Source organism: Streptomyces sp. NPDC047525 (genome assembly GCF_040643025.1).
Taxonomy (GTDB): domain Bacteria; phylum Actinomycetota; class Actinomycetes; order Streptomycetales; family Streptomycetaceae; genus Streptomyces; species Streptomyces durmitorensis.
Genome location: NZ_JBEYTL010000030.1, coordinates 27,017 through 50,374, shown reverse-complemented (window position 1 = coordinate 50,374; position 23,358 = coordinate 27,017). Strand labels below are relative to the sequence as shown.

The window sequence follows — 23,358 nt, the reverse complement described above, 5'->3', positions numbered from 1 at the left end:
CACCATGGCAACTGACAAGAACCGCGCCACAGCCGCCGCGATCCTTCCCCTCGTCGGCGGAGCCCAGAACGTCACCTCCATCGCCCACTGCATGACGCGCCTGCGTCTGAGCCTCGCCGACCGCTCCCTCGTCGACGACGACGCCCTGAAGGCGCTGCCCGCCGTGATGGGCGTGGTCGAGGACGACACGTACCAGATCGTCCTCGGCCCCGGCACGGTCGCCCGTGTCACCCCCGAGTTCGAGGCACTGGTGGAGGAGGGCAGGTCGGCGGAGCCCACCGCGGCCCCCGAACATGTCCTGACCGCCGATGAGTTGGCGGCGCAGGGTGCCGAGATCAGGGCGGCGAGGAAGGCGAAGAACTCCACCCCCTTCAAGCTCTTCCTGCGCCGGATCGCGAACATCTTCGTGCCGCTGATCCCGGCCCTGATCGGCTGCGGCATCATCGCGGGCATCAACGGCCTGCTGATCAACCTGGAGTGGCTGCCGGGCATCACCCCGGCGCTCGCGGCGATCGCCTCCGGGTTCATGGCGCTGATCGCGGTGTTCGTGGGCTTCAACACGGCGAAGGAGTTCGGCGGTACGCCGATCCTGGGCGGCGCGGTCGCGGCGATCATCGTGTTCCCGGGTGTCGCGAACATCGAGGCGTTCGGCCAGAAGCTGTCGCCGGGCCAGGGCGGCGTCCTCGGCGCACTCGGCGCGGCGGTCCTCGCCACGTACATCGAGAAGTGGTGCAGGAGGTGGGTCCCGGAGGCGCTCGACGTCCTCGTGACCCCGACGATCACGGTCCTGCTCTCGGGCCTGGTCACGATCTTCGGCCTGATGTTCCTGGCGGGCGAGGTCTCGACGGGCATCGGCACGGCGGCGAACTGGCTCCTGGACAACACGGGCGCGTTCGCGGGCCTGGTCCTGGGCGGCCTGTTCCTTCCCCTGGTCATGCTGGGCCTGCACCAGGCCCTGATCCCCATCCACACGACGTTGATCGAGCAGCAGGGCTTCACGGTCCTGCTCCCCATCCTGGCGATGGCGGGCGCGGGCCAGGTCGGCTGCGCGATCGCGGTCTACAAGCGCCTCAAGCACAACAAGTCGATCCGTACGACGATCAAGTCGGCGCTCCCCGCAGGCTTCCTGGGCGTGGGCGAACCCCTGATCTACGGCGTCTCGCTCCCCCTGGGGCGCCCCTTCATCACGGCGTGCGTGGGCGGCGCGGCGGGCGGCGCGTTCATCGGGTTCTTCTCGATGATCGGCGAGAAGGTCGGCTCCACGGCGATCGGCCCGTCGGGCTGGGCCCTGTTCCCGCTCCTCGACGGCAACAAGGGCCTGGGCCTGACGATCGCGATCTACGGCGGCGGGCTCCTGGTCGGCTACGTGGTGGGCTTCGTCGCGACGTACTTCTTCGGCTTCAGCAAGCAGATGCTGACCGAGCTGAACGTCGACACGACCGCCCACGAGCAGGTCGTCGCGGGCTCCCCCGCCACGACCGCGGACCCGGCCGACCCGGCCAAGTCGCCTGCGGCGGTCTGACCTCCGGTACCTGAAGGCGGCACTCGTAGGCGGCACCCTGTACGACGGGGTGCCGCCTACGCCGTCCCCTGCACCGGCCGCCGCAGCAGATAAACCCCCGCGGTCGAGACCAGCACCGCCATGCACGCGATGAACACGAGCCCCGCCCCCTCCAGGCCCATCGGACCCGTGAGCAGGCCCACCCCGATGACCGGCAGCGAGATGCCCGTGTACGCGACCACGAACAGCGTCGAGATCACCGCGGCGCGCCGGTCCGCGGGAGACGCCTCGGCCACCGCCGCCAGCGCCCCGCGGAACGCGAGACCCTGCCCGCACCCGCCGACCAGCGCGCTGAGCACCACCAGCACCAGCAGGTCCCACCGCAGCGCGCCCGCGAGCAGCGCGAGGCCTACGAGGAGTCCGGCGCACCCCAGCGGCAGCGACCGCCCCACCCCGACCCGGCCGGTCGCCAACTGCCCGGCGGTGGAGGCGAAGAAGGCCAGCGCCACGACGAGGCCGCTCACCGCGTGGTTCTCCACGTCCAGGGACTCCGCGAGGAACGCAGGACTGACCGAGGTGAACACCCCGAACAGCGCGAACCCCACGAACGAGGCGATCCCCGCGGGCACGAACACCGCCCGCACCTGCGGCGGCACCCCGGGCCGCTGCGGCCGCACCGTGCTCAGCGGACGCGGCTCCCGCACCGTCTCCGGAAGCCGCAGCAGGACGACGGCCGCGGCCGCGACAAGGGCGAGGTGCACCGCGAACGGCAGGTACAGCGGCCAGGCCGCGTACTGCGCGAGCACCCCCGCGAGCAGCGGACCGCAGCCGAGGCCGCCCATGTTGGCGGCCGTCGCCACGAACGTGGCCCGCGATGCGCCCACGTGCGGCGCGGTGTCCATCACGTACGCCGTGGCGGCCCCGGTGAAAAGACCGGCGGACAGGCCCGAAAGCAGCCGCCCCGCGTACAGCCAGCCCATCCCGACGGCGCACAGGAAGCAGACGGCGCTCGCCGCAGCGCAGGCCAGGCCCCACAGCAGTACCGGACGCCTGCCCACGGCGTCCGAGACGTTGCCCGCGAGAAGCAGCACGCCGATCACCGCGAAGGCGTACACGGCGTACACGACGGTGACCGTCAGCTCGGAGAAGCCGAACTTCTCCTGGTAGAGGCCGTAGAGAGGGGTCGGCAGCGTGGTGCCGGCCATGCACACGGCGAACACCGCCCCGCTGAGGAGACACTGCCGCCAACGTCGTTGATCAACGTCCATGCCGCCGACGCTAACCCCGCACACCGCCCCGCCCCCGGTCGCCGCTCGGGGTTGTCCGCGAACTCCCCCGGAATTGTCCTTGATCGGTAACGGACGCGCCCTCAGTGCATCCTCCGGCCGCCGAACCTCGTCCTGCCAGGTGGCCGCGAGGGACCGGAGCGCGGCGAGGGACGGGACGCAAAGGGGCGGACATGGCACGGCACAGCGGTGGACGTGGCTGGTACGGCAAGTTGATCGGGGCTGCACTCGGGGTGACGATGCTCGCCACCGGCGCCTCGGTGTGGACCGCCCAGGCCTCGGGCGACTCGTCACCGCCAGCGAAGAAGCCCAGCGCCGTCAAGCCGGTCGCGGCGACCATCGCCCACTCCTCGGAGGCCGGTGAGCGCGGCATCAACCTCACCATCGACGACGGCCCCGACCCCAAGTGGACGCCCGAAGTCCTCGTCGTACTGCGGGAGTACGACGTGAAGGCCACGTTCTGCATGGTGGGGACGCAGGCCGAGGCCCACCCGGACATGGTGAAGAAGGTGGTCGCGGCCGGGCACCGCCTGTGCGACCACTCGGTGTCGCACAACACCGGCATGGACAAGGACTCCAAGGCCTACCAGTCCCAGCAGATCCTCGACGCCGAACGCATGATCACCAAGGCGTCCGGCGGCGTGCGCCCGATGTACTACCGCGCGCCCGGCGGCGCCTTCACCCCGCACAGCCGCAAGCTCGCCGCCGAGCGTGGCATGCGCCCGCTCGGCTGGAACGTGGACACCAAGGACTTCGAGCGCCCGGGCACGGACGCCATCGTCGCCACGGTCGAGCGAGAGCTGCCCAACGGGCCGACGCTCCTCTTCCACGACGCGGGCGGCGACCGCACCCAGACCGTCGAGTCCCTGCGCACGCTCATCCCCCGGCTCAAGAACCAGGGCTACACCTTCGGTTTCCCGGTCCGCTGACCCTCACGGCAGCCGCCGCTACCGGTCCCCGAGCGGCCCCCACGTCCTCGTGGATGTCCGTGAACATCGAGCTGCACTCCTCGTACTCCCTGAGGTTCCGCGCCGAGCACCTGATTCCGTCCGTTGCGGATAGCAGGAACGCACCAGGCCATCCATGAGCGCCGGGTGCCACGTCGCGTACAGGTCTTGTCGCGCAGCAGTCGCCACAGTGCCGAGGAGTCCAGCAGGTAGCCGTTCACCTACGGAATGCCTCCTTCTCGGCAAGGTGCGCCGCCTCAGCCCCTTCGACCTCCCAGTCCCGGCCGAGCTCGATGAACCTGTCGTACGCGGCCGCCCGCTCCAGCCGCTTGTTGTACTCCTCCAGCGCGTGCGCCACCGCAGCCGTCTTCGTCTTGTGGCCGCCAAGACGCTTGGCCGTCTCCACTGCCTCGTCGTCGATCTCGATGTGCGTACAAAGCGTGGCCGTCGCCTGCCTCCGCGATCCGCTCATGGCAACCGCCTCTCCCGGTTGAGCTGCCGCACCTTCTCCCGCAGCACCTCCCCTGGCGGTGCCTGCCCGACGGACTCCGGCGGGCAGTCCCACTCCCGCCCGCCACGCAGCGGCCTGAGCTGCACGAGGCCTCCCTCGCACCCCATGACCTGCCCGACACTGCCGTCCCTGAAGTCGACGGCGTACGTCCCTGTCTCCGGAACCATCGGGTCGCCGTTCATCGCGCACCCTCCAGTACGGCGGCGAGCCGCAGCGCGGTGTCGAGGTTGCAGCGCCCCAACTCGACCAAGGGGAGCGCCCCTTCGGCCGCCGCCGTCAGCGGGTCCATCCGCAGGGACGGCAGCCTGACGCCGACTTCTTCGAGCCCCGCTCTCAACTGCCGCACGGCCTCCTCCGCCGCCCTCACCCGCTCCTCCGCCGTCAGCGCCATGGTCTCTGCCTTTCACACTGGGTGTTGCTGATTCCTCACCCAGCGTGGTCGTCGGTGCGTAGCCTGAGAAGCAGCCACGCCCCAACAAACCGGCTTGTTGGATGAGGAGTTGCCCCATGACGCGCCCCAAGGACCTCGACCCCTCGTCCAACCCCCGCGCCCTCCTGGGCTGCGAACTCCGTCACGCACGGGAGCGGAAGGGGATCAGCCAGGAGGCCCTGGGCGCGCCCCTGTTCGTGAGCGGCTCGTTCATCGGCCAACTGGAGGCCGGTACGCGTCGGATGCACTTGGAGTACGCGCAGCACTTCGACGAGGTTCTGGGTACGGGGGGCTTCTTCGCCCGGAATTGCAGAGCGGTGGCGAAGTCGAAGTATCCGGATCACTTCGCGGAGGCGGCTGAGGCGGAGGCGGACGCCACCGCCATCAAGCAGTACGCGACCTTGCTGATCCCTGGGCTGCTCCAGACGAGGGCGTACGCGAAGGAGATCTTCCGCGCCTATCACCCGACGGCGACAGACGACACGATCGACGCCCAGGTTGAGGTGCGACTCGAACGCGCCCACCTCCTCGACAACCCAACAACGCCGCTGTTGTGGGCGATTGTTGACGAGGCCGCACTCAGGCGGGAGGTCGGCGGCGGCGCAGTGATGGCAGAGGCGCTGCGACATGTGGCGGGTCTCGCACGCGAGCACCGGATCATCGCGCAAGTGCTGCCGTTCGGCGCCGGGGCACACGCTTCGATGGAAGGCTCCCTGAAGGTCATGGAGTTCGAAGACGCGCCCCCACTCTCCTTCGTGGAAGGGCCGAACATGGGGAAACTGCTGGACGACCCGGCAACGGTCGCCCGCCACACCCTCATGTTCAACCTCCTCCAGGCCACGGCGCTCTCCCCGAAGAAGTCCCTGGCCCTGCTGGAGTCAGTGGCGCAGGATTACGGGCATGGAGAACAGCACCCGTGAGTACGAGTACGACCTGAGCGCGGCCGTCTGGCACAAGTCCAGCTATAGCGGCGGCAGTGGCGGCGACTGCCTGGAGATGGCCCGCTGGCGCAAGTCCACGTACAGCGGCGGCCAGGGCGGCGACTGCCTCGAAGTAGCTGACGGGCACCCCGAGATCGTCCCCGTCCGCGACTCCAAGAACCCCACCGGCCCGAAGCTCGTGTTCCGGGCCTCCAGCTGGACCGAGTTCATCGCGAACCTCAAGGACAACTGACCCCGAGGCTCAAGCCACAAGCACCGAGCCTTCTTTTCAAGGAACGGGAGGAGGGTCTCAACCCGCCCTCCCTCCCTTGGAGTTGGCACAGTCGATCACTTTCGGGCTTCGACTTGCCACGCAACGTGACGACGCTCTAGCGTGCCCGATTAACGAACAAAAACAACCCCCGCCCGGTGCTGCGAACACCTGCGGGGGTTTAACCATCGATCGAAAGCACGAGTTCGACCCATGGCTGACGCCCAGCTTAGTGCCGCCTTCCGCCCCGCGCACGCGACCCCGCACCCGATGGCCAATCCGGGCTACGGAAAACGTTCGGCGCCCGAACAACGGCCCCGCACGAACAACGACTTCACGCACCTCCCGCCCCGAGAGGCAGCCATCGCAGCCTGCCTCGACCGGCTCCCCGACGGCGCGGACATCTCCGTAAAGACCCTGGCCAAGCACCTTCCGTACGGCCAGTGCGCGCTCCGGACCGCCCTCAACAGGCTTCAGGATGCAGGGCACTTGAGGCGCGGCAGGGAACACCTGCGCGGCTCCGAAAGCGCCCGCTGGATCACTCGAACGTGGTTCTCGCGAACCGCGCGGGACGACGCCTGGTGGGCGGCCTTCACGCGTGGCGACGTACCGGATCCCGAACCGGACAGACCCCGGCACCCGACCCGCAGCCGCGCGTTCATCCTCCTGGCCGCCCTCGGCCGGACGGCCCCCGTGCTCTCCCTCTCGTACGCGGACTGCGTCGCCCTGGAACCCCAGGTCACCGAGTGGTTCACGCGGGGCGCCACGGAGCCGGACATCCTCCGCGCCCTCACCGCAGGCCTCCCCACCCCCGTCCACAGCCCGGCGGCCCTCATCCGCAGCCGCCTCACGACAAAGCTCCCGCCAGAGCCAGCCCCCCGCCCCGTACTGCGCGTACTGGAATGCGGAAGATGCGGCACCCCCGGCCGCCCCGAAGCCCTGCCAGGCGGCACCTGCGGCCCCTGCCGGGGCGAACCCGGACCACCTCGCGCGGCGGCACCCCTGCCGCCCACAGCGGTCCACTCCCACGCGGCGGCTGCGCGCGCCGCCACCCGCAGCCCACACGAAAGGGCACACGCATGAGCGCCCCAACGGTCCGACGGCACACAGCCGGGGCACGATGGAAGGGAGGAGGCACCACCATGACCCCTGGCACCGATGAGCGCCCGCAGATGTCCGTCGAGGAATTCGAGGAACTGGACCGTCGGGCCCCGGAGACCGTGTCTCTCGAATTCCTCTACGGCCGCGTGTACGTCAAGCACGGCCCGATCGACATCGAGGACTTCGAGGAGCTCGCCCGCGTGGCCCCCGAGACGGTCACGCTCGAACTCATCAACGGAAGGCTTGAGGTCAAGCCCGTGCCCGACGGCGACCACGGCGAGATCATCATGTGGGTGCTCCGTCAGTGCATGATGCAGCGCCCCGAACTGGCTCTGTATCCGGAGCAAGGCCTGCGGATCGACACGTACAGGAAGGGCTGCATCAAACCGGATGGCGCCCTGGCTCCCGTCGGCTTTTTCGCCGGGCAAGGCGAGTGGGCGTCACCCGACGGCGTCCTGATGGCCGTCGAGGTGACCTCCCGCGACCGGGACACCGATCGCCGCGACCGCCAAGACAAACCGCGCGCCTACGCCTACGTCGACATCCCCGTCTATCTGCTCATCGACCGCGAGAATCACACCGTCGTCGTATACAGCTCCCCCGAGAACGGCGTCTACCAGAACCGACGCCCTTTCCACTACGGCTCCACCGTCCGCATCCCCGCCCCCGTCGCCCTCACCCTGGAAACCGAAGCGCTCAAGGACTACGCCGACTGACCACCCAGCCCTTCACGCCCCTCACCGCCCCTCACCTTCGCGACAGACTTCCGCCCTCACGGCACCCCCAGGCTGACCGAGTTGGGCGCTGACACGGCCCACGAGGCCCCGCCCTCGTAGGCCCCCGGCCGGGCCCTCGCCGGTCGGGGGCCCACCTCCGGAACACGCATGTCCCGGAAGGCGATGGGCGCCGGACGAACCGGCCACCGCGCCCCTGTCCGAAAGGCCCCCGCTCCCCGCGTGGAAAGCCGGGACCACCTACCGGCTGCTACCCGACGTATCGAAGATGACACCGAACGTCATCGGAGTGCATGTCATCGAAGTCGGAGTCGCACCCCCGGAGGGGACCCTCATGACCGAGCCCAACGAACAGCAGATCGCCGAGGCCTTGCGCGCCCACCCGCCGATCGCCCTCGCGCCGGGCCCCAGGGAGGCGCCCGCGGCCGCGCCCGACCCCGACCAGACCTGGGAGCTGCCGGGCGGCACCGCGTGGGTGTATCTCGCCGATGCCGAGCAGGGCCTGCGCCGCCCGGTGATCCTCGCGGACGGCTTCAACATCGGGCCCAGTGATCTCGACTTCTCCTGGGAGACCCTGGAGCGCGGCCCGTACGCGTTCATCAGCGAACTGCGGGCCCGCGAGAGGGACGTCATCCTGGTCGGCTTCGATGAGCGCAGTGCCTCGATCCTGGACAACGCGGCGGTCGCCAAGGCCGCGATCCAGGAGGCGATCCGGCGGCGCACGGGCGAGCACCGGCTGACGGTCGGCGGCTTCAGCATGGGCGGCCTCGTCGCCCGGTACGCCCTTGCGAAGATGGAGCACGACGGCGACGAGCACGAGACGACGCTGTACTTCTCCTACGACAGCCCGCACCGGGGCGCCTGGATCCCCCTCGCGCTCCAGGCCTTCGCGCACTACATCCGGCGCCTGAACGACTCGTTCTCGACGCAGATGAACAGCACGGCGGCGCGGCAGTTGCTGTGGCAGCACATCGCGGAGTGGGACGACACCCCGGAGACCGACAAGGAGCGCACCGAGTTCCTCGCGGAGCTGGAGCGGGTCGGCAGCTGGCCGCGGCACCCGCACAAGATCGGTGTGGCCAACGGCGTGCGCACCGGTGAGAGCAACGGCGTCCCGGCGGGCGAGCGGGCGTTCCGCGGCAAGGGCCTGGCCATCACGGGCACCAACCTCTACACCCAGTCAGCGGGGGTGGACCAACTGATCGCCCAGCTGAGGGTGGTGACCCTGCGCAAGCCGAAGATCCACACCTCGGCCCTGCCCGAGATCGACGGCGCACCCGGCGGCACCCTGGAGGGCTTCGGCATCCTCGCCGACGAGCTCGACAAGATCCCGGCGCTCATCGGCCTCGGCTCGGAGGCGGAGATCCGCGAGCACTGCTTCGTCCCGTCGGTCAGCGCCATCGCCCTGCGCGAGATCGACGACCACAGCAAGCTGTACGACCCGGTCGCGGACTCCGAGGACAGCGAACTGGACGAGTACCTCTGCGCCTCCCAGAACGAGGGCCACACCCTGGTCACGGAAGAACTCTGCACCTGGATCCTGGACCGGCTGCCGTAGCGCAACCCACCCGTGTCCCTGCAAGGGCCCCGCACCGTCGGGCACGGGGCCCTTGCAGGCGGAGACGGCCACGGCCCGCTCGCCGCCCACCAAGCCCTGCCCGTCCCGCTCCTGCCGGAGTAAGATCCCCCGCGCGCCACCACAGATTCCGCTCAACTACGCATGGGGGAACGTGAGTTGACGTCGGCACTCGCACCGGAGGATCCCGAACGGCTCGGGGGGTACTGGCTCGCCGCACGGCTCGGGGCGGGCGGTCAGGGGGTCGTGTACGAGGCTTACGACGTACACGGCAGCCGTGTCGCACTCAAGGCCCTGCACCGGGGGGCCGAGCCTTTCGTCCGGGAACGGTTCGGGCGGGAGGCGGTCGCGGCCCGCCGGGTCGCGTCGTTCTGCACCGCACGCGTCCTGGACGCCTCGACCGACGGGGACACCGGCACCCCGTTCATCGTCAGCGAATACGTCTCCGGGCCCACGCTCGCCGAGGAGGTGCACGAGAAGGGGCCACTCGGTGTGGACGCCCTGACACGCCTCGCCACCGGCGCCGCCACCGCACTCGCCGCGATCCACAGCGCGGACGTCGTCCACCGCGACCTGAAGCCCGGCAACGTCCTGCTCGGACCCGACGGGCCGCGCATCATCGACTTCGGCATCGCCCGCGCCCCCGACATGTCCCAGACCGCCACCGGGAAGATCATGGGGACCTTCGGCTACATGGCCCCCGAGGTTCTCTCCGGGCAGCGCGCCACCGCGGCCTCCGACATCTTCGCCTGGGCGGCCGTCGTCGTGTACGCGGCGAGCGGCACCGAACCCTTCAGGGGTGCTCACATCGGCGAGGTCATCCACAGGACGGCGGCGCTCGATCCGGATCTGTCCGCCCTGCCCAACCGCATGCGCCCTCTCGTCGCGGCCGCCCTCGCCAAGGAACCCGCACTGCGGCCCACGGCCCAGGAGTTGCTGCTCGGCCTCGTGGGCGAGCTGCCGAAGTCCGCCGACCCTCGCAACGGGCTGCTTGAGGTGGGGGTGCGCCGCGCCGCCGTACCGGAAGCCGACCGGGCGGCGGACCGCCCCGCCACCGACGTGGTCCCGCCCCTCGGCGAGCGCGCCGACGCCGCCTTCGGCGAACTGCCGCCCGATGCGCAACTCGCGGCGCAGCAAGTCTTGTTGCGCCTCGTCGTACCCGGCGACGCGGACGACGGCTCACAGGACGCCGTCCGCACCGTGAGCCACGCCGAACTGTGCGGCGGGCGGCCCGAAAGCGAGCAGCGGACGACCGAGGCGGCCATCGACGGCCTCATCGCCGCCGGCGTGCTGGTACGCGCGGACGAGGACGGTTCGATACGCCCCGTCAGCGCGGCCCTGATACCCGCCTGGGCGCGCCTTCGCGAGTGGATGGCCGCCGATCGCGCGGGGCTTGTCGTCCACCGAAGACTCGGTCTCGCCGCGCTGTCCTGGGAGGCGGATGGCGAGCGGGGGGAAGACCTGCTGCGCGGCTCCTCGCTGCGGTCCGGCCTCGATTGGCTGGCGACCGCCCCCTTCCAACTCCGCCCCAGTCCTCTGGAACTCCGCTTCCTCACCGCGTCCCGCGCCGAATCGGCCCGTATCGCCCGCCGCCGGCGCCAGCTCCTCTCCTCTCTGGCCGTGTTGACCGCGCTCGCGCTGCTCGCCGGGACCTTCGCCTGGTTCCAGGCCCGCGAGAGCCGCCGCAACGGCGAGGAGGCGGACCGGCGTCGCACCCAGGCCACAGCCCGATCCGTTGCCCAGGCCGCCGACAACCTGCGCGGCGACCAGCCGGACACGGCTCTGCTCCTGAGCCTCGCGTCGTGGCGCATCGCGCAGATCCCGGAGTCACGCTCGGCACTCAACTCGGCGGGCACACAGCGGGAGACCGCAGTCATCGGACTGCCCACCCTCAGGGACTCCGACGCGAACAGCGAGAAGTTGCTGGACGGTGGGCGCACGTTGATGCAGCACACGCCGGGCACGATCACGTTCTGGGATCTGACCAAGGGGCCCAAGGGAGCAGCCGAGCCCCGCCTCACGGTCAAGGGCACCGCTCTGTCGAACGAGGTACCGGAGCTCCGGACCAGCCCGAACGGGCGTCTCCTGCTCCTTGTGGGCAAGGGCGATACCGAGCCGTACCGGATCGTCTCCACGCGCGACGGCGAGCCGGTCGGGAAGCCTGTGAAGCGCCAACCCGGTTATGTTCCCGAGCAATTGTCGGACAAGGGTCAGGTGCTCTTCGCCGAAGACGAAATCAAGAAAGCCCGCGAGTACCGTCTGCAAGCCCCCTCGGGCAACAGGATCGCCGAGTGGTCCTCGGGCAGCGGTGTCACTCTCTCGCCGAACGGCACGCACTACGCGACCTGCGTCGGGAAGTCCCCCGACAGTTACATGGAGGTGTGGTCGGCAGACTCCGACGGCACCGAGCGGCTGTTCACCTCGCGGAACGACGGCGTGCAGTGCGGCCGGAGCATCAGCTTCAGCGGGGACGGAGCCCGGGTGGGGCTGTCCAACGGCGCGGGAACGTACGTCTGGAAGACCGCGACCGGAGCCACTGTGGGCTCCACGGGCCTCAACGAGCATTTGGAGAGCCCCTCACTGGGCACCGACGGCCGTCACGTGTTGGGCCGCACCGCGGAAGACACCGTGCAGATCTGGGGTCTCGGCAACACCCGCAGTCCGCTCTTCCGCTTCGTCCCGCGCCGCGGCTCGGACGTCAGCGACCTCGGGTACGACGCCAGAAACAAGACCCTCGTCTACCTGACCGAGAGCCCGCACCAGGTCCACCGCCTCGACGTGTCGAGCGCTCTGTCCAGTGACGCGTCCGGCCAGGACGTCGAGAGCGCCGCGGTCTCCGCCAACGGCCGCGTGGTCGTGTTCCGCGAGGGCTTGGCGGGCATCTCGGGCGAAGGAGGCGACGAACAGGTCACTCAGCACCTCAGGGACCCCCGCACGGGAAAGGAGTTCGCCGACCCCGTCCCCCAGCACCTGGGGCCGGGTCAGGCTTCGGCGAACCGCATCAGCGCCTTGTCCGCCGACGGCCGCTACCTCGCCTTCACCGACTTCAAGTCGTCCGGCGACGGCGACTTCAAGCTCTCCATCAGCGTGTGGGACACCCGCTCTCACAAGGAACTGCTCCGTGCGCCCGTCCCTGGTGGCCAGTCGGTCTCCGGCATCACCGTCTCGCCCGACGGCAGCCACATTTCGTACCTCCACGAACCTGCGGGCACCCCGGCACCTGAGGGAGGCACCTCCGAAGTCTGGGACGTACGGGCCCGCAAGCGTGTGCACACATACGAGAAGTCGGACGCCGCCGGGCAGTTCAGCCACGACAGCCGCCGCTTCGTCACCGTCAAGGGCGATGTCCTCGATCTGGCGACCGGCTCCGCCCGCCGCACCGACTTCGGCTCCGACGACGCCGTCGACCTGGTCTTCTCCCCCGACGGCAAGCACCTCGCCGTCGTGAAGGACACCGGCTGGGTCGAGCTGTGGGACAGCAAGGTCACCGGGCGCCGGGCCCGCATGCCCAGCAGCACGGTCCGCGGCGCTTCCCACGGCGGTGAGTCCATGCGCCGCCCCGTCGTGTCCCCCGACGGCACCTTCCTCGCGACCATCGTCGACGCGAACTCCGTCCAGCTCTGGGACCTGGACTCCCGCCTGTCGCTCGGCGACCCGCTGGAACTGATGGGCCGCGACATCGACGCTCTGGCCTTCGACAGCGACGGAGTGCTCCGCACCCTCAGCGGCAACCGCTCCCAGGCACTCGACCTGACGCCGGACCGACTGGCCGCCACGGTCTGCAAGAAGGCGGGCCGCGACATCACACGCGAGGAATGGCGCACGTACGTCCCGGACGAGCCGTATCGCAGCCTCTGCTGAGGCCAGCCCAGCGCCGCCCTCGGCAGGACGCGCTTGGCCCTCCGGCCATCTCGGCGTACAGTTTCCTGTACGTACAGGAAACTGTACGTTCTTGAGGAGGCCGCGATGCGCACGATGACCTACACCGAGTCCCGGGCCAACTACGCCGAGACGCTCAACGCGGTGGTCGACGACCGTGAAGAGGTGATAGTGACCCGCGCGGGCCGCGAACCGGTCGTCATCGTGGCACTCGACGAGTACGAGTCCTTGAAGGAGACGGCGTACCTGCTGCGCAGCCCGGAGAACGCGCGGCGCATTCTGGCCGCCATCGAGGACTTGGAGAACGGCGGCGGCACGGTCAGGGAGCTGCTCGATTGAAGCTCGTCTGGCAAGAGAAGGCCTGGGCCGACTACGTCCGGTGGCAGGAGCAGGACCGCAAGGTACTGAAGCGCATCAACACCCTCCTCCAGGACATCGCCCGCAACGGCCCCGCCGAGGGCATCGGCAAACCCGAGCCCCTGAAGCACGGCTTCCACGGCTACTGGTCCCGCCGCATCACCGACGAGCACCGGCTCGTCTACAAGGTCGTCGAGGACGAGATCCGCGTCGCGGCCTGCCGCTACCACTACGAACGCTGAACAGAACGCCCGAGGGCGGCACCCCTTCGTGAGAAGGAGTGCCGCCCTCGGTTCGCGTGAAGCGATGAACTACCGAGCCGAAGAGGCTCAGAAGTCCATGTCACCGCCCGGCATGCCGCCGCCGGCCGGGGCAGCGCCCGCCTTCTCCGGCTTGTCGGCGATGACGGCCTCGGTGGTGAGGAACAGCGCGGCGATCGACGCGGCGTTCTGCAGGGCAGAGCGCGTGACCTTCGCCGGGTCGAGGATGCCCTCGGCGATCATGTCGACGTACTCACCGGTCGCGGCGTTCAGGCCGTGGCCGATGGGAAGGTTGCGGACCTTCTCGACGATGACGCCACCCTCAAGGCCGGCGTTGACCGCGATCTGCTTCAGCGGGGCCTCCAGGGCCAGCTTCACAGCGGCGGCACCGGTGGCCTCGTCGCCCTCGAGCTCAAGCTTCTCGAAGACAGCGGCGGCCTGGATGAGGGCCACGCCACCACCGGCGACGATGCCCTCTTCGACGGCGGCCTTCGCGTTGCGAACGGCGTCCTCGATGCGGTGCTTGCGCTCCTTGAGCTCCACCTCGGTCGCGGCACCGGCCTTGATGACCGCAACACCGCCGGCGAGCTTCGCCAGGCGCTCCTGCAGCTTCTCGCGGTCGTAGTCGCTGTCCGAGTTCTCGATCTCGGCGCGGATCTGGTTGACGCGACCCTGGACCTGGTCGCTCTCACCGGAGCCGTCGACGATCGTGGTCTCGTCCTTGGTGATGACGACCTTGCGGGCACGGCCCAGGAGGTCGAGGCCCGCGTTCTCCAGCTTGAGGCCGACTTCCTCGGAGATGACGGTGCCACCGGTGAGGATGGCGATGTCGCCGAGCATGGCCTTGCGGCGGTCACCGAAGCCCGGGGCCTTGACGGCGACGGACTTGAAGGTGCCACGGATCTTGTTGACGACCAGGGTCGACAGGGCCTCGCCCTCGACGTCCTCGGCGATGATCAGCAGCGGCTTGCCGGACTGCATGACCTTCTCGAGGAGCGGAAGGAGGTCCTTCACGTTCGAGATCTTCGAGTTGACGATCAGGATGTACGGGTCGTCGAGCGACGCCTCCATACGCTCCATGTCGGTGGCGAAGTACGCCGAGATGTAGCCCTTGTCGAAGCGCATGCCCTCGGTGAGCTCAAGCTCGAGCCCGAAGGTCTGCGACTCCTCGACGGTGATGACGCCTTCCTTGCCGACCTTGTCCATCGCCTCGGCGATGAGCTCGCCGATCTGGGTGTCGGCGGCGGAGATGGAGGCGGTCGAAGCGATCTGCTCCTTGGTCTCCACGTCCTTGGCCTGCTCGAGCAGGGCGCCCGAGACGGCCTCGACGGCCTTCTCGATGCCACGCTTGAGGGCCATCGGGTTGGCACCGGCGGCTACGTTGCGCAGGCCCTCGCGGACCAGCGCCTGCGCCAGGACGGTCGCGGTCGTCGTGCCGTCACCGGCGACGTCGTCCGTCTTCTTCGCGACCTCCTTGACCAGCTCGGCGCCGATCTTCTCGTACGGGTCCTCGAGCTCGATCTCCTTGGCGATGGAAACACCATCGTTGGTGATCGTGGGGGCACCCCACTTCTTCTCGAGGACGACGTTGCGACCCTTGGGGCCCAGGGTCACCTTGACGGCGTCGGCGAGCTGGTTCATGCCGCGCTCGAGGCCGCGCCGTGCCTCCTCGTCGAACGCGATGATCTTGGCCATGTGAAGTGGTCCTCCCGGACAGGGGTGGCATGCTCCGGATCGCGCCAGTGCCCGCGACGGACGGCCTGCAAACCGTGTGGTTCCTTGCCCCACCCGGCCTGCGGGCCTCACCGACCCGATCCAAGTTCTGTCACTCTCACTGGGAGAGTGCTAAGCCCAATGATTAGCACTCGACCCCTGCGAGTGCAAGCGCCTCTCACGGATCCCAGACGTACGAGGAGACGTACGAGGAGACGGAGGAGGGGGCGCGCGTGCGGGTGCGTACTACAGGTGCGTACTACAGGACGCACGAGGGCCCGCACCCCTGTGGGATGCGGGCCCTCGTCACTCGCTAAGTCGCTGGCCGATCGCGCCGAGATCAAACGGCGAGCTTGACCATGTCCGCCTGCGGACCCTTCTGGCCCTGCGAGATCTCGAACTCAACTCGCTGACCTTCTTCAAGGGTGCGGTAGCCGTCCATCTGAATCGCGCTGTAGTGGACGAAAACATCCGCACCACCGTCGACCGCGATGAAGCCGTACCCCTTCTCCGCGTTGAACCACTTGACGGTGCCCTGAGCCATGCCTAACTCCCCTATTACTGGCCCTTGCACGGACCCGCACTTCGCGGACCCGGGTCAGACCTCACCCCCCCAATGGGTTGTGGAGGCGTGCGCCGGAACGCGTCGACCGCGGCTGAATGTATCTGTCCAACTGCCCTCTGCAACAGGTCAATCGGACGAGAATTCTGGGCACGCCTGATCGGAAATATGCGGAGGATTTACCGGAGTTCAGGGCAAGTCGGGCCAGACAAATGCCACGAGAAGGGCAAATGGGCAGTGCACTTTGGCTACTTCTTGTCGCCCTCGGGGCGACTTCGTATATGCGCTCGGCACAAACGGGGAAGCTCGCTTCCCAACTGTACCGCGCTCAACCACATGGAATTGCCCCCTCCACTTCTCTCGCGGAGGGGGCAATGAAGATTACGCAGGGTGTTTCTTTAAAGGATCAACCACCGGCGACGGCGGGAATGATCGAGACCCCCGCGCCGTCCGGCGTCGCGGTCTCCAGGCCCTGCTCGAAACGGACGTCGTCGTCGTTCACGTACACGTTCACGAAGCGCCGCAGCTTGCCCTGGTCGTCCAGGACACGGGCCGCGATACCGGCGTGCTTGGCCTCCAGGTCGGCGATGACCTCGGAGAGGGTCGCCCCCTCGGCGGCGACCTCGGACTGACCGCCGGTGTAGGTGCGAAGAATGGTGGGGATGCGAACCTTGACGCTCATGAATTCACCTCGGTAGTTCAGGAGGGGCGCCCGTCTGGGGCGCCCCGTCAGGGGCGCGGGGAACTGCGCGACCAGCCACAGCCGGCTCGCAGTCAAGCGAACAGGCTCAGCCTGCAAGCCCTGCGGCGCGGAACGCGTCAAGGCTGGGCCGGATGGTAGCGGTGGCCTGCGAAGTCTCAGCGACAGCGTCAAGCGTCTTGAGGCCGTCACCGGTGTTCAGGACGACCGTGGTCAGGGAGGGGTCGATGAGCCCCGCCTCGATCAGCTTCTTCGTGACGCCGACCGTCACACCACCGGCGGTCTCCGCGAAGATCCCCTCGGTCCGGGCGAGCAGCTTGATCGCGTCGACGACCTGCTCGTCGTTCACGTCCTCCACCGCACCGCCCGTGCGACGCGCGATGTCCAGGACGTACGGCCCGTCGGCGGGGTTGCCGATGGCCAGCGACTTGGCGATGGTGTCCGGCTTCTGCGGCCGGACCACGTCGTGCCCGGCCTTGAAGGCGGTCGACACCGGCGAGCAGCCCTCGGCCTGCGCACCGAAGATCTTGTACGGCTTGTCCTCGACGAGGCCGAGCGCGATGAGCTCCTTGAGCCCCTTGTCGATCTTCGTGAGCTGCGAGCCCGAGGCGATCGGGATGACCAGCTGGTCGGGAAGGACCCACCCCAGCTGCTCGCAGATCTCGTACGCGAGGGTCTTGGAGCCCTCGCCGTAGTACGGCCGCAGGTTCACGTTCACGAAGCCCCAGCCCTCGCCCAGCGGGTCGCCGATGAGCTCGGAGCAGAAGCGGTTCACGTCGTCGTAGTTGCCCTCGATGCCGACGAGCTCGCCGCCGTAGACCGCGGCCATGACGACCTTGCCCTGCTCCAGGTCGTGCGGGATGAACACGCAGGAGCGGAAGCCGGCGCGGGCCGCTGCGGCACCGACGGCGCCCGCGAGGTTGCCGGTGGAGGAGCAGGAGAGGGTGGTGAAGCCGAACGCGCGCGCCGCCTCGATGGCCTGCGCCACGACACGGTCCTTGAAGGAGTGCGTCGGGTTGCCGGAGTCGTCCTTGACGAACAACTTGCCCTGCTCGACGCCGAGTTCACGCGCGAGGTTGTCGGCCTTGACGAGCTTGGTCCAGCCGGGGTTGATGTTCGGCTTGGACGCCACGTCCGCCGGGACGGGCAGCAGGGGCGCGTAACGCCAGATGTTGTCGGGGCCGGACTCGATCTGCTTCCGGAGTGCCTCGGGGTCACCGGTCGGCAGGTCGTACGCGACTTCGAGCGGGCCGAAACAGGCCTCGCAGGCGAAGATCGGGCCGAGCGCGTACAGCTCGCCGCACTCGCGGCAGGAAAGGCCCGATGCGGGGCCGAGGTCCACGGACCCACTGTGGGAAGGCGTCGTGGAGGGGGTGTTTTCGTTCGTTGCGACAGTCTGCGCAGCCATGGAGGCGAGGCCCTTTCTCCTCATCTTCCCCGTGACGCATCTCGTCACGAGACGGAATTGGCACCTTCCCCACCGAGACCTCGCGTGCGCGGTCGGCGGGATGGTTGCCGGGGCTTCAACGGGCCGTATCCCTCTGCCCCTCTGGATGAGCGGTATGGCGCCGGGGCTTCAGGGGCCCAGGGCATTTGTTACGCGTCGACCCCCGACATGCGATGGTCATCCGCGTTGTTCAAGACTGTAACCGACGGCCTGGACCCTTGAGATAGTCGTCCGAACCGCGAGATGGATCACATGTAGGCCACACACAGGAGGAGCAACCCGTGCTGGAAGAGGCCGAGCGCTGGCTGACCAGGCGTTCCTGGTCCGTTGCCGACCGTCCGCTCAGCGCACTCGTCGCCGCCAAACGGGCGTCGGGAGCCTCGGTGAGTGTCGTCCTGCCCGCGCTCGACGAGGAGGAGACGGTCGGGGAGATCGTCGCCGAGATCCGCCGGGAGCTGGTCGAGGAGGCCTGCCTGGTCGACGAGCTCGTGGTGATCGACTCCGGCTCCCGGGACCGCACGGCCGAGGTCGCCCGTGAGGCGGGCGCGCGGGTCGTGCACCGGGACGAGATCCTGCCGCGCATCCCGGCCGTGCCCGGCAAGGGCGAGGTCCTGTGGCGCTCACTCCTGGTGACCGGCGGTGACATCGTCGCGTTCGTCGACGCGGACCTGAGGGAGTTCTCCGCGGACTTCGTCACCGGCATCGTGGGCCCGCTCCTGACCGAGCCCGACGTGGACTTCGTGAAGGCGATGTACGACCGCCCGCTGGCCACAGCCGCAGGTCAGGGCGGCCGGGTCACCGAGCTGATGGCGCGCCCGCTGCTGAACATGCACTGGCCCCAACTGGCCGGTTTCGTCCAGCCGTTGGGCGGCGAGTACGCGGCGCGCAGGTCACTCCTTGAGCGGCTGCCGTTCCCCGTCGGTTACGGAGTGGAGCTGGGCCTGCTCGTGGACGCGCTGCACACCGTGGGCCTGGACGCGCTCGCGCAGGTCGACGTCGGCGTGCGCAAGCACCGGCACCAGGACGGGCAGGCGCTCGGCCGGATGGCCGCGGCGATCTACCGGACGGCGCAGCTGCGGCTCGCGCGCGGCCATCTCGTACGCCCCGAGCTCACGCAGTTCGAGCGGGGCGAGGACGGGTTCGAGCCGCGGACCCATTCGGTGGACACGGAGGAGCGGCCGCCGATGGCCGACATCGCGGAGTACACCGCCCGCCGCGTGGCGTAACCACCCAAGACCGGGCGTTTTGTCTACATTTCCCACTTATGTGGGTCAGACAGGTAATGGGAAGCGCGCGACGCATCGGCGGCGTGGCCATGGCCACGGCCGGACTCGCGGCAGGGGCGCTCGGCGCCGCGGCCGCACCCGCCGCCGCGGAGGTGATCGAGCCCTTCGCCAAGCGCTACGACGAATCGCTGTACGGCGACTTCAGGACCATCGGCAACACGGTCATGGGCTGCCCGACGACGCCCGCGGACATGGCGGCGCGCTGCGCCACCGCCGCGGACGGCCAGGGCCGCGACAACAACAACACCTTCGTCATGCAGCGGATCAACGCCGCGGGCATGGACCCCGAACACGGATCGAGCACCGGACAGGTCACGATCCCGCCCGGCGCGAAGGTCGCGTACGCGCGCCTCTTCTTCGGCGGCAACGACGGAACGTACAAGGGGCCCAGCGGCGCCCAGCTCAAGCGCTGCGACATCTCGGGCGCCGATGTGCAGCCATCGCCCGGCGAGCCGCTGGACGCGGTGCCCGCCGTCGGCGTGGACGGCACGCCTCCCTCGAAGGTCACCCCGGCGAACCTGGTCAAGGACCCGGCGTCGGCCAACGGCCCGCACTACTACACCGGCGAGGCCGACATCACGGGCCTCTTCAGCGGCGTCACCGGCACCGGAGCGCCCGTCCCGGTCGCGGTCGGCGACATCTGGGCGCCCACCGGCAAGGGCTGCGTCGCGGGCTGGTCGCTCACCGTCGTCTACAAGTACGACGGCCCCAACGACGACCACGCCCCCGACCGCCGCAACGTCTACGTCTACGGCGGTCACGTCCTGCAGCGCTCCACGTCGCCCGCCACCAGCGTCACGGTCGACGGCTTCTACCGCACGGACGGCAAGCCGCGCGCCAGCGTCACCGCGTACGAAGGCGACTGGAACACCCCCGGCGACCGCTTCCTGGTCGGCGGCCAGACCATGACCGAGGCGCACACGGGCAGCACCAACAACTTCTTCATCAGCGAGGACGACGGCGCCCTCGACCCGAAGATGACCAACAACCTGTCCATCGACGCCAAGGAGTTCGACGTCACCGGCAGCGGGACCCGCGCGCCGGCCGCCGAGCAGCCGATCCCCGTCGGCGCGACCTCCACGACGCTGAGCTTCTCCACGAAGGGCGACACCTACGTCCCCTCGGCGTTCGCGCTCTCCGTCCCGGTCCCCGACCTGGAGGTGACGAAGACGGCGAGCCCCAAGACGATCAAGCCGGGCTCCACCCTGACCTACACGGTCAAGGCGAAGAACATCAGCAAGCTCGACTACCCGAACGCCAAGTTCAGCGACGACCTGACGGACAACCTCGACGACGCGACGTACAACGACGACGCGCAGGCGAGCACCGGCGACGTCTCGTACACCAAGCCGAAGATCAGCTACACCGGCGACATCCCGGCCGGTGAGACCGCGACGGTGACGTACTCGGTCAAGATCAAGGACCCCGTCAGCGGCGACGGCAAGCTGCTCAACAACGTCGATGTCGAGACCCCGCGCTCCAACTGCGACGCGGGCAGCACCGACCCCAAGTGCGGGGCCGCGCCGGTCATCGAGCGGAAGCAGCCGCCGGTCAGGATCACCAACGTGCCCGCACGGCGGACCGCGCCGGTGTGCAGCGACGTCAAGAACACCATCACCATCAAGAACCCCTCGGGCAGCACACGGACCGGAGCCACCGCGTCCTGGCAGGTGACGCCCGGCTCGAAGCCCGTCGCGAGCAGCGGGAAGGTCACCAAGCAGGGTTCGAAGTACGTCTGGAAGGGCGACGTCCGCCCGCACGGCAAGGTCACCGTCACCCAGAAGCTGACGGTCTCCTGCACGGCGGGCCAGGTCAGGGTGGTCACCGTGACGGCGCCCGGCAGCAACTGCCCCGCATCCGTCCGGGGCGGCGACGACCCGTGCACCTCGGCGGTCCTCGCCCAGCGGGTGCAGGCACGTCCTGCGCCGCAGGAGCCGCAGAACGGCCCCGTGGGACGTGCGGACGGCCCGCCTCAGCTGGCCGACACGGGCAGCGACTCGGACACGATGCTGTACGCGGGCCTCGCGATCGCCCTGTGCGCACTGGGCGCGCTCGCGGTGGCGGCGGCGAGGAGCAGGCGGGACTAGCCGCGGGTCCCTGGGTTCCCCGGGTTCCCCGGATTCCCTGATTTCGCTGAATGTATACGGCCGGGCCCGCCACGGGTCCGGCCGTACGTTTGACCGCTTCCGGGAAGGGCTAGGTTCGGCACATGGTCTCCGAGCACGCCACCGCCCAGGTCCTCGTCGCGTCCAACCGCGGCCCCGTCACGTACGCCCTGGAGGAGAACGGGGAACTGACGGCCAAGCGGGGCGGCGGAGGACTCGTCTCCGGGCTGAGCGCGATCGGGGACTCCGACGGTTCCGATCCTGCTGCCCTCTGGGTCTGCGCGGCGCTGGGTGACGGCGACCGGGAGGCCGTGCGGCGCGGGGTGGGCGAGCCCGGGGTCCGGATGCTCGACATCGACGCGGGCTCGCACGAGGGGGTACACGCCGACGCGTACAACGGCATCGCGAACTCGGTGCTGTGGTTCGTCCACCACATGCTCTACCAGACGCCGCTCGAACCGGCCTTCGGACCGGAGTTCCGGGCCCAGTGGGCGTCGTACGAGACCTACAACCGGGCCTTCGCCGAGGCGCTCGCGGAGAGCGCAGCTCAGGGTGCGGCGGTCCTCGTCCAGGACTACCACCTGGCGCTGGTGCCGGGCATGCTGCGCGAACTCCGCCCGGACCTGCGCATCGGCCACTTCTCGCACACGCCGTGGGCGCCGGTGGACTACTTCCGGATGCTGCCGGACGACGTCGCGGAACAGCTCCTGCGGGGCATCCTCGGCGCCGACCGTGCGGCGTTCCTGACGGGGCGGTGGGCGGACGCGTTCACGGAGTGCTGCGTGGCGGTCCTCGGCGGTACGTCGGGTACGCGGATCGGGGTGCACGGGCTCGGCGCCGACGCGGACTTCCTGCGGGAGCGGTCGCACCGGGAGGACGTGGAGGAGCGTCTTGTCGCACTGCGGGAGCAGGTCGGTGCGGGCCGACGGGTGATCGTCCGGGTGGACCGGACGGAGCTGTCGAAGAACATCGTGCGGGGGCTGCTGGCCTACCGGGAGCTGCTGGCGTCCTGGCCGGAGTGGCGGGAGCGGGTGGTGCACGTGGCGTTCGCCTACCCCTCGCGGCAGGACCTCGCGGTGTACCGCGACTACACGGCGGAAGTGCAGCGGGTGGCCGACGAGATCAACTCCGAGTACGGGGTGGAGGGTTGGACCCCGGTCGTGCTGCACGTGAAGGACGACTTCGCGCGGTCGCTGGCGGCGTACCGCCTGGCGGACGTGGCGCTGGTGAATCCGATCCGGGACGGGATGAACCTGGTGGCCAAGGAGGTGCCTGTCGTCTCCGACGAGGGGTGCGTGCTGGTGCTTTCGCGGGAGGCGGGGGCGTACGAGGAGCTGGGCGAGGACGCGCTTGTCGTGAACCCGTATGACGTGACGGGGACGGCGGCCGCGTTGCGGGCTGCGCTGACGATGCCGGTGGAGGAGCGGGCGGAACGAACGAAGCGGCTCGCTGCGGCGGCTACGGCGTTGCCCCCGGCGCAGTGGTTCCTGGATCAGCTGCGGGCGCTGGAGAACTGATTTTGTCCCCAACCCCGCCCCTTCCCGAAAACTCGCTGGGCGCGAGGGCCTGACTGGGGCTCCGCCCCAGACCCCGAACAAGATGGCCTCAAACGCCGGCCGGGCTGGACTGTCAGCCCGTCCGGCGTTTGAGGACGAACTCGGCGAAGCCGGTGATGACGGCAACCAAGGCCCCCCGCGCCAGCGGCCCGCGGCGGAGCCGCCAATAGATGCAGCCGGGAAGGGGCGGGGTTGGGGACAAAACTCCGTCCAACC

21 protein-coding genes and 1 riboswitch are annotated in these 23,358 nt (G+C 69.4%); of the genes, 13 read left to right on the top strand and 8 right to left on the bottom strand.

Annotation, left to right across the window (positions count from 1 at the left end; all coding sequences use genetic code 11):
- The first annotated feature begins 4 nt into the window (after positions 1-4).
- Positions 5-1,522: a PTS transporter subunit EIIC gene (locus tag ABZ833_RS43690; protein ID WP_361059148.1), complete on the top strand. Its 1,518-nt coding sequence runs from the start codon at positions 5-7 to the stop codon at positions 1,520-1,522.
- Between the two features lie 56 nt (positions 1,523-1,578).
- On the opposite strand, the gene ABZ833_RS43685 is transcribed toward ABZ833_RS43690, so the two are convergent.
- Complete coding sequence (locus ABZ833_RS43685; protein ID WP_361059146.1) at positions 1,579-2,769, bottom strand: MFS transporter; 1,191 nt, start codon at positions 2,767-2,769, stop codon at positions 1,579-1,581.
- A gap of 191 nt (positions 2,770-2,960) precedes the next feature.
- Between ABZ833_RS43685 and ABZ833_RS43680 the strand changes: the two genes are divergently transcribed.
- A complete protein-coding gene (locus tag ABZ833_RS43680; protein WP_361059144.1) occupies positions 2,961-3,716 on the top strand; it encodes a polysaccharide deacetylase family protein in 756 nt (251 codons plus the stop codon).
- Between the two features lie 235 nt (positions 3,717-3,951).
- Here ABZ833_RS43680 and ABZ833_RS43675 read toward each other — a convergent pair whose 3' ends face one another.
- From ABZ833_RS43675 to ABZ833_RS43665, 3 genes are read right to left on the bottom strand one after another with little or no spacing between them, the layout of a single operon-like run.
- Positions 3,952-4,206: a type II toxin-antitoxin system VapB family antitoxin gene (locus ABZ833_RS43675; protein ID WP_361059142.1), complete on the bottom strand. Its 255-nt coding sequence runs from the start codon at positions 4,204-4,206 to the stop codon at positions 3,952-3,954.
- On the bottom strand, positions 4,203-4,427 hold the full coding sequence (locus tag ABZ833_RS43670) for a hypothetical protein (protein WP_361059140.1): 225 nt from the start codon (positions 4,425-4,427) through the stop codon (positions 4,203-4,205). The genes ABZ833_RS43675 and ABZ833_RS43670 overlap by 4 nt, the downstream gene beginning before the upstream one ends.
- Positions 4,424-4,636: a hypothetical protein gene (locus ABZ833_RS43665; RefSeq protein ID WP_249589206.1), complete on the bottom strand. Its 213-nt coding sequence runs from the start codon at positions 4,634-4,636 to the stop codon at positions 4,424-4,426. Before ABZ833_RS43665 ends, ABZ833_RS43670 begins: the two co-directional genes overlap by 4 nt.
- Positions 4,637-4,752: 116 nt before the next feature.
- On the opposite strand from ABZ833_RS43665, the gene ABZ833_RS43660 reads away from it, so the two are divergent.
- The 8 genes from ABZ833_RS43660 (at position 4,753) to ABZ833_RS43625 (ending at position 13,755) form a co-directional block, all read left to right on the top strand.
- On the top strand, positions 4,753-5,595 hold the full coding sequence (locus ABZ833_RS43660; RefSeq protein ID WP_361059138.1) for a helix-turn-helix transcriptional regulator: 843 nt from the start codon (positions 4,753-4,755) through the stop codon (positions 5,593-5,595).
- Positions 5,576-5,848, top strand: coding sequence for a DUF397 domain-containing protein (locus tag ABZ833_RS43655; protein WP_361059136.1), 273 nt, complete (start codon positions 5,576-5,578; stop codon positions 5,846-5,848). The genes ABZ833_RS43660 and ABZ833_RS43655 overlap by 20 nt, the downstream gene beginning before the upstream one ends.
- 231 nt (positions 5,849-6,079) lie before the next feature.
- Positions 6,080-6,949 (top strand): hypothetical protein, encoded by an 870-nt coding sequence (locus ABZ833_RS43650; RefSeq protein ID WP_361059134.1) that lies wholly within the window; start codon positions 6,080-6,082, stop codon positions 6,947-6,949.
- A 59-nt stretch (positions 6,950-7,008) separates the two neighbouring features.
- Positions 7,009-7,683 carry a Uma2 family endonuclease gene (locus ABZ833_RS43645; RefSeq protein WP_361059133.1) on the top strand — a complete coding sequence of 225 codons (675 nt, stop codon included), beginning with the start codon at positions 7,009-7,011 and terminating at the stop codon, positions 7,681-7,683.
- A 352-nt stretch (positions 7,684-8,035) separates the two neighbouring features.
- Positions 8,036-9,259 carry a hypothetical protein gene (locus tag ABZ833_RS43640; RefSeq protein WP_361059131.1) on the top strand — a complete coding sequence of 408 codons (1,224 nt, stop codon included), beginning with the start codon at positions 8,036-8,038 and terminating at the stop codon, positions 9,257-9,259.
- Between the two features lie 177 nt (positions 9,260-9,436).
- Positions 9,437-13,138, top strand: coding sequence for a serine/threonine-protein kinase (locus ABZ833_RS43635; RefSeq protein ID WP_361059129.1), 3,702 nt, complete (start codon positions 9,437-9,439; stop codon positions 13,136-13,138).
- Between the two features lie 105 nt (positions 13,139-13,243).
- Positions 13,244-13,495, top strand: coding sequence for a type II toxin-antitoxin system prevent-host-death family antitoxin (locus ABZ833_RS43630; RefSeq protein WP_361059127.1), 252 nt, complete (start codon positions 13,244-13,246; stop codon positions 13,493-13,495).
- Positions 13,492-13,755 (top strand): Txe/YoeB family addiction module toxin, encoded by a 264-nt coding sequence (locus tag ABZ833_RS43625; protein WP_361059125.1) that lies wholly within the window; start codon positions 13,492-13,494, stop codon positions 13,753-13,755. The genes ABZ833_RS43630 and ABZ833_RS43625 overlap by 4 nt, the downstream gene beginning before the upstream one ends.
- Before the next feature lie 87 nt (positions 13,756-13,842).
- Here ABZ833_RS43625 and groL read toward each other — a convergent pair whose 3' ends face one another.
- The 4 genes from groL to thrC all read right to left on the bottom strand — a co-directional run bounded on the left by groL (position 13,843) and on the right by thrC (position 18,180).
- Positions 13,843-15,468: a chaperonin GroEL gene (groL, locus tag ABZ833_RS43620; RefSeq protein ID WP_160505762.1), complete on the bottom strand. Its 1,626-nt coding sequence runs from the start codon at positions 15,466-15,468 to the stop codon at positions 13,843-13,845.
- Positions 15,469-15,826: 358 nt separating this feature from the next.
- Positions 15,827-16,030 (bottom strand): cold-shock protein, encoded by a 204-nt coding sequence (locus ABZ833_RS43615; protein ID WP_005315736.1) that lies wholly within the window; start codon positions 16,028-16,030, stop codon positions 15,827-15,829.
- A gap of 424 nt (positions 16,031-16,454) precedes the next feature.
- Positions 16,455-16,730 carry a MoaD/ThiS family protein gene (locus ABZ833_RS43610; RefSeq protein ID WP_361059123.1) on the bottom strand — a complete coding sequence of 92 codons (276 nt, stop codon included), beginning with the start codon at positions 16,728-16,730 and terminating at the stop codon, positions 16,455-16,457.
- A gap of 106 nt (positions 16,731-16,836) precedes the next feature.
- Positions 16,837-18,180, bottom strand: coding sequence for a threonine synthase (gene thrC, locus ABZ833_RS43605; RefSeq protein WP_361059121.1), 1,344 nt, complete (start codon positions 18,178-18,180; stop codon positions 16,837-16,839).
- A riboswitch (SAM riboswitch) is annotated at positions 18,174-18,308 on the bottom strand. It overlaps the preceding gene by 7 nt.
- A gap of 168 nt (positions 18,309-18,476) precedes the next feature.
- Here thrC and ABZ833_RS43600 point away from each other — a divergent pair.
- The 3 genes from ABZ833_RS43600 (at position 18,477) to ABZ833_RS43590 (ending at position 23,103) form a co-directional block, all read left to right on the top strand.
- Positions 18,477-19,421 (top strand): glucosyl-3-phosphoglycerate synthase, encoded by a 945-nt coding sequence (locus ABZ833_RS43600; RefSeq protein ID WP_361059119.1) that lies wholly within the window; start codon positions 18,477-18,479, stop codon positions 19,419-19,421.
- Between the two features lie 56 nt (positions 19,422-19,477).
- Entirely contained in the window at positions 19,478-21,568 is a 2,091-nt protein-coding gene (locus tag ABZ833_RS43595) for a hypothetical protein (protein ID WP_361059117.1), read from the top strand.
- 122 nt (positions 21,569-21,690) lie between these two features.
- On the top strand, positions 21,691-23,103 hold the full coding sequence (locus tag ABZ833_RS43590; RefSeq protein WP_361059115.1) for a trehalose-6-phosphate synthase: 1,413 nt from the start codon (positions 21,691-21,693) through the stop codon (positions 23,101-23,103).
- Positions 23,104-23,358: the final 255 nt, after the last annotated feature.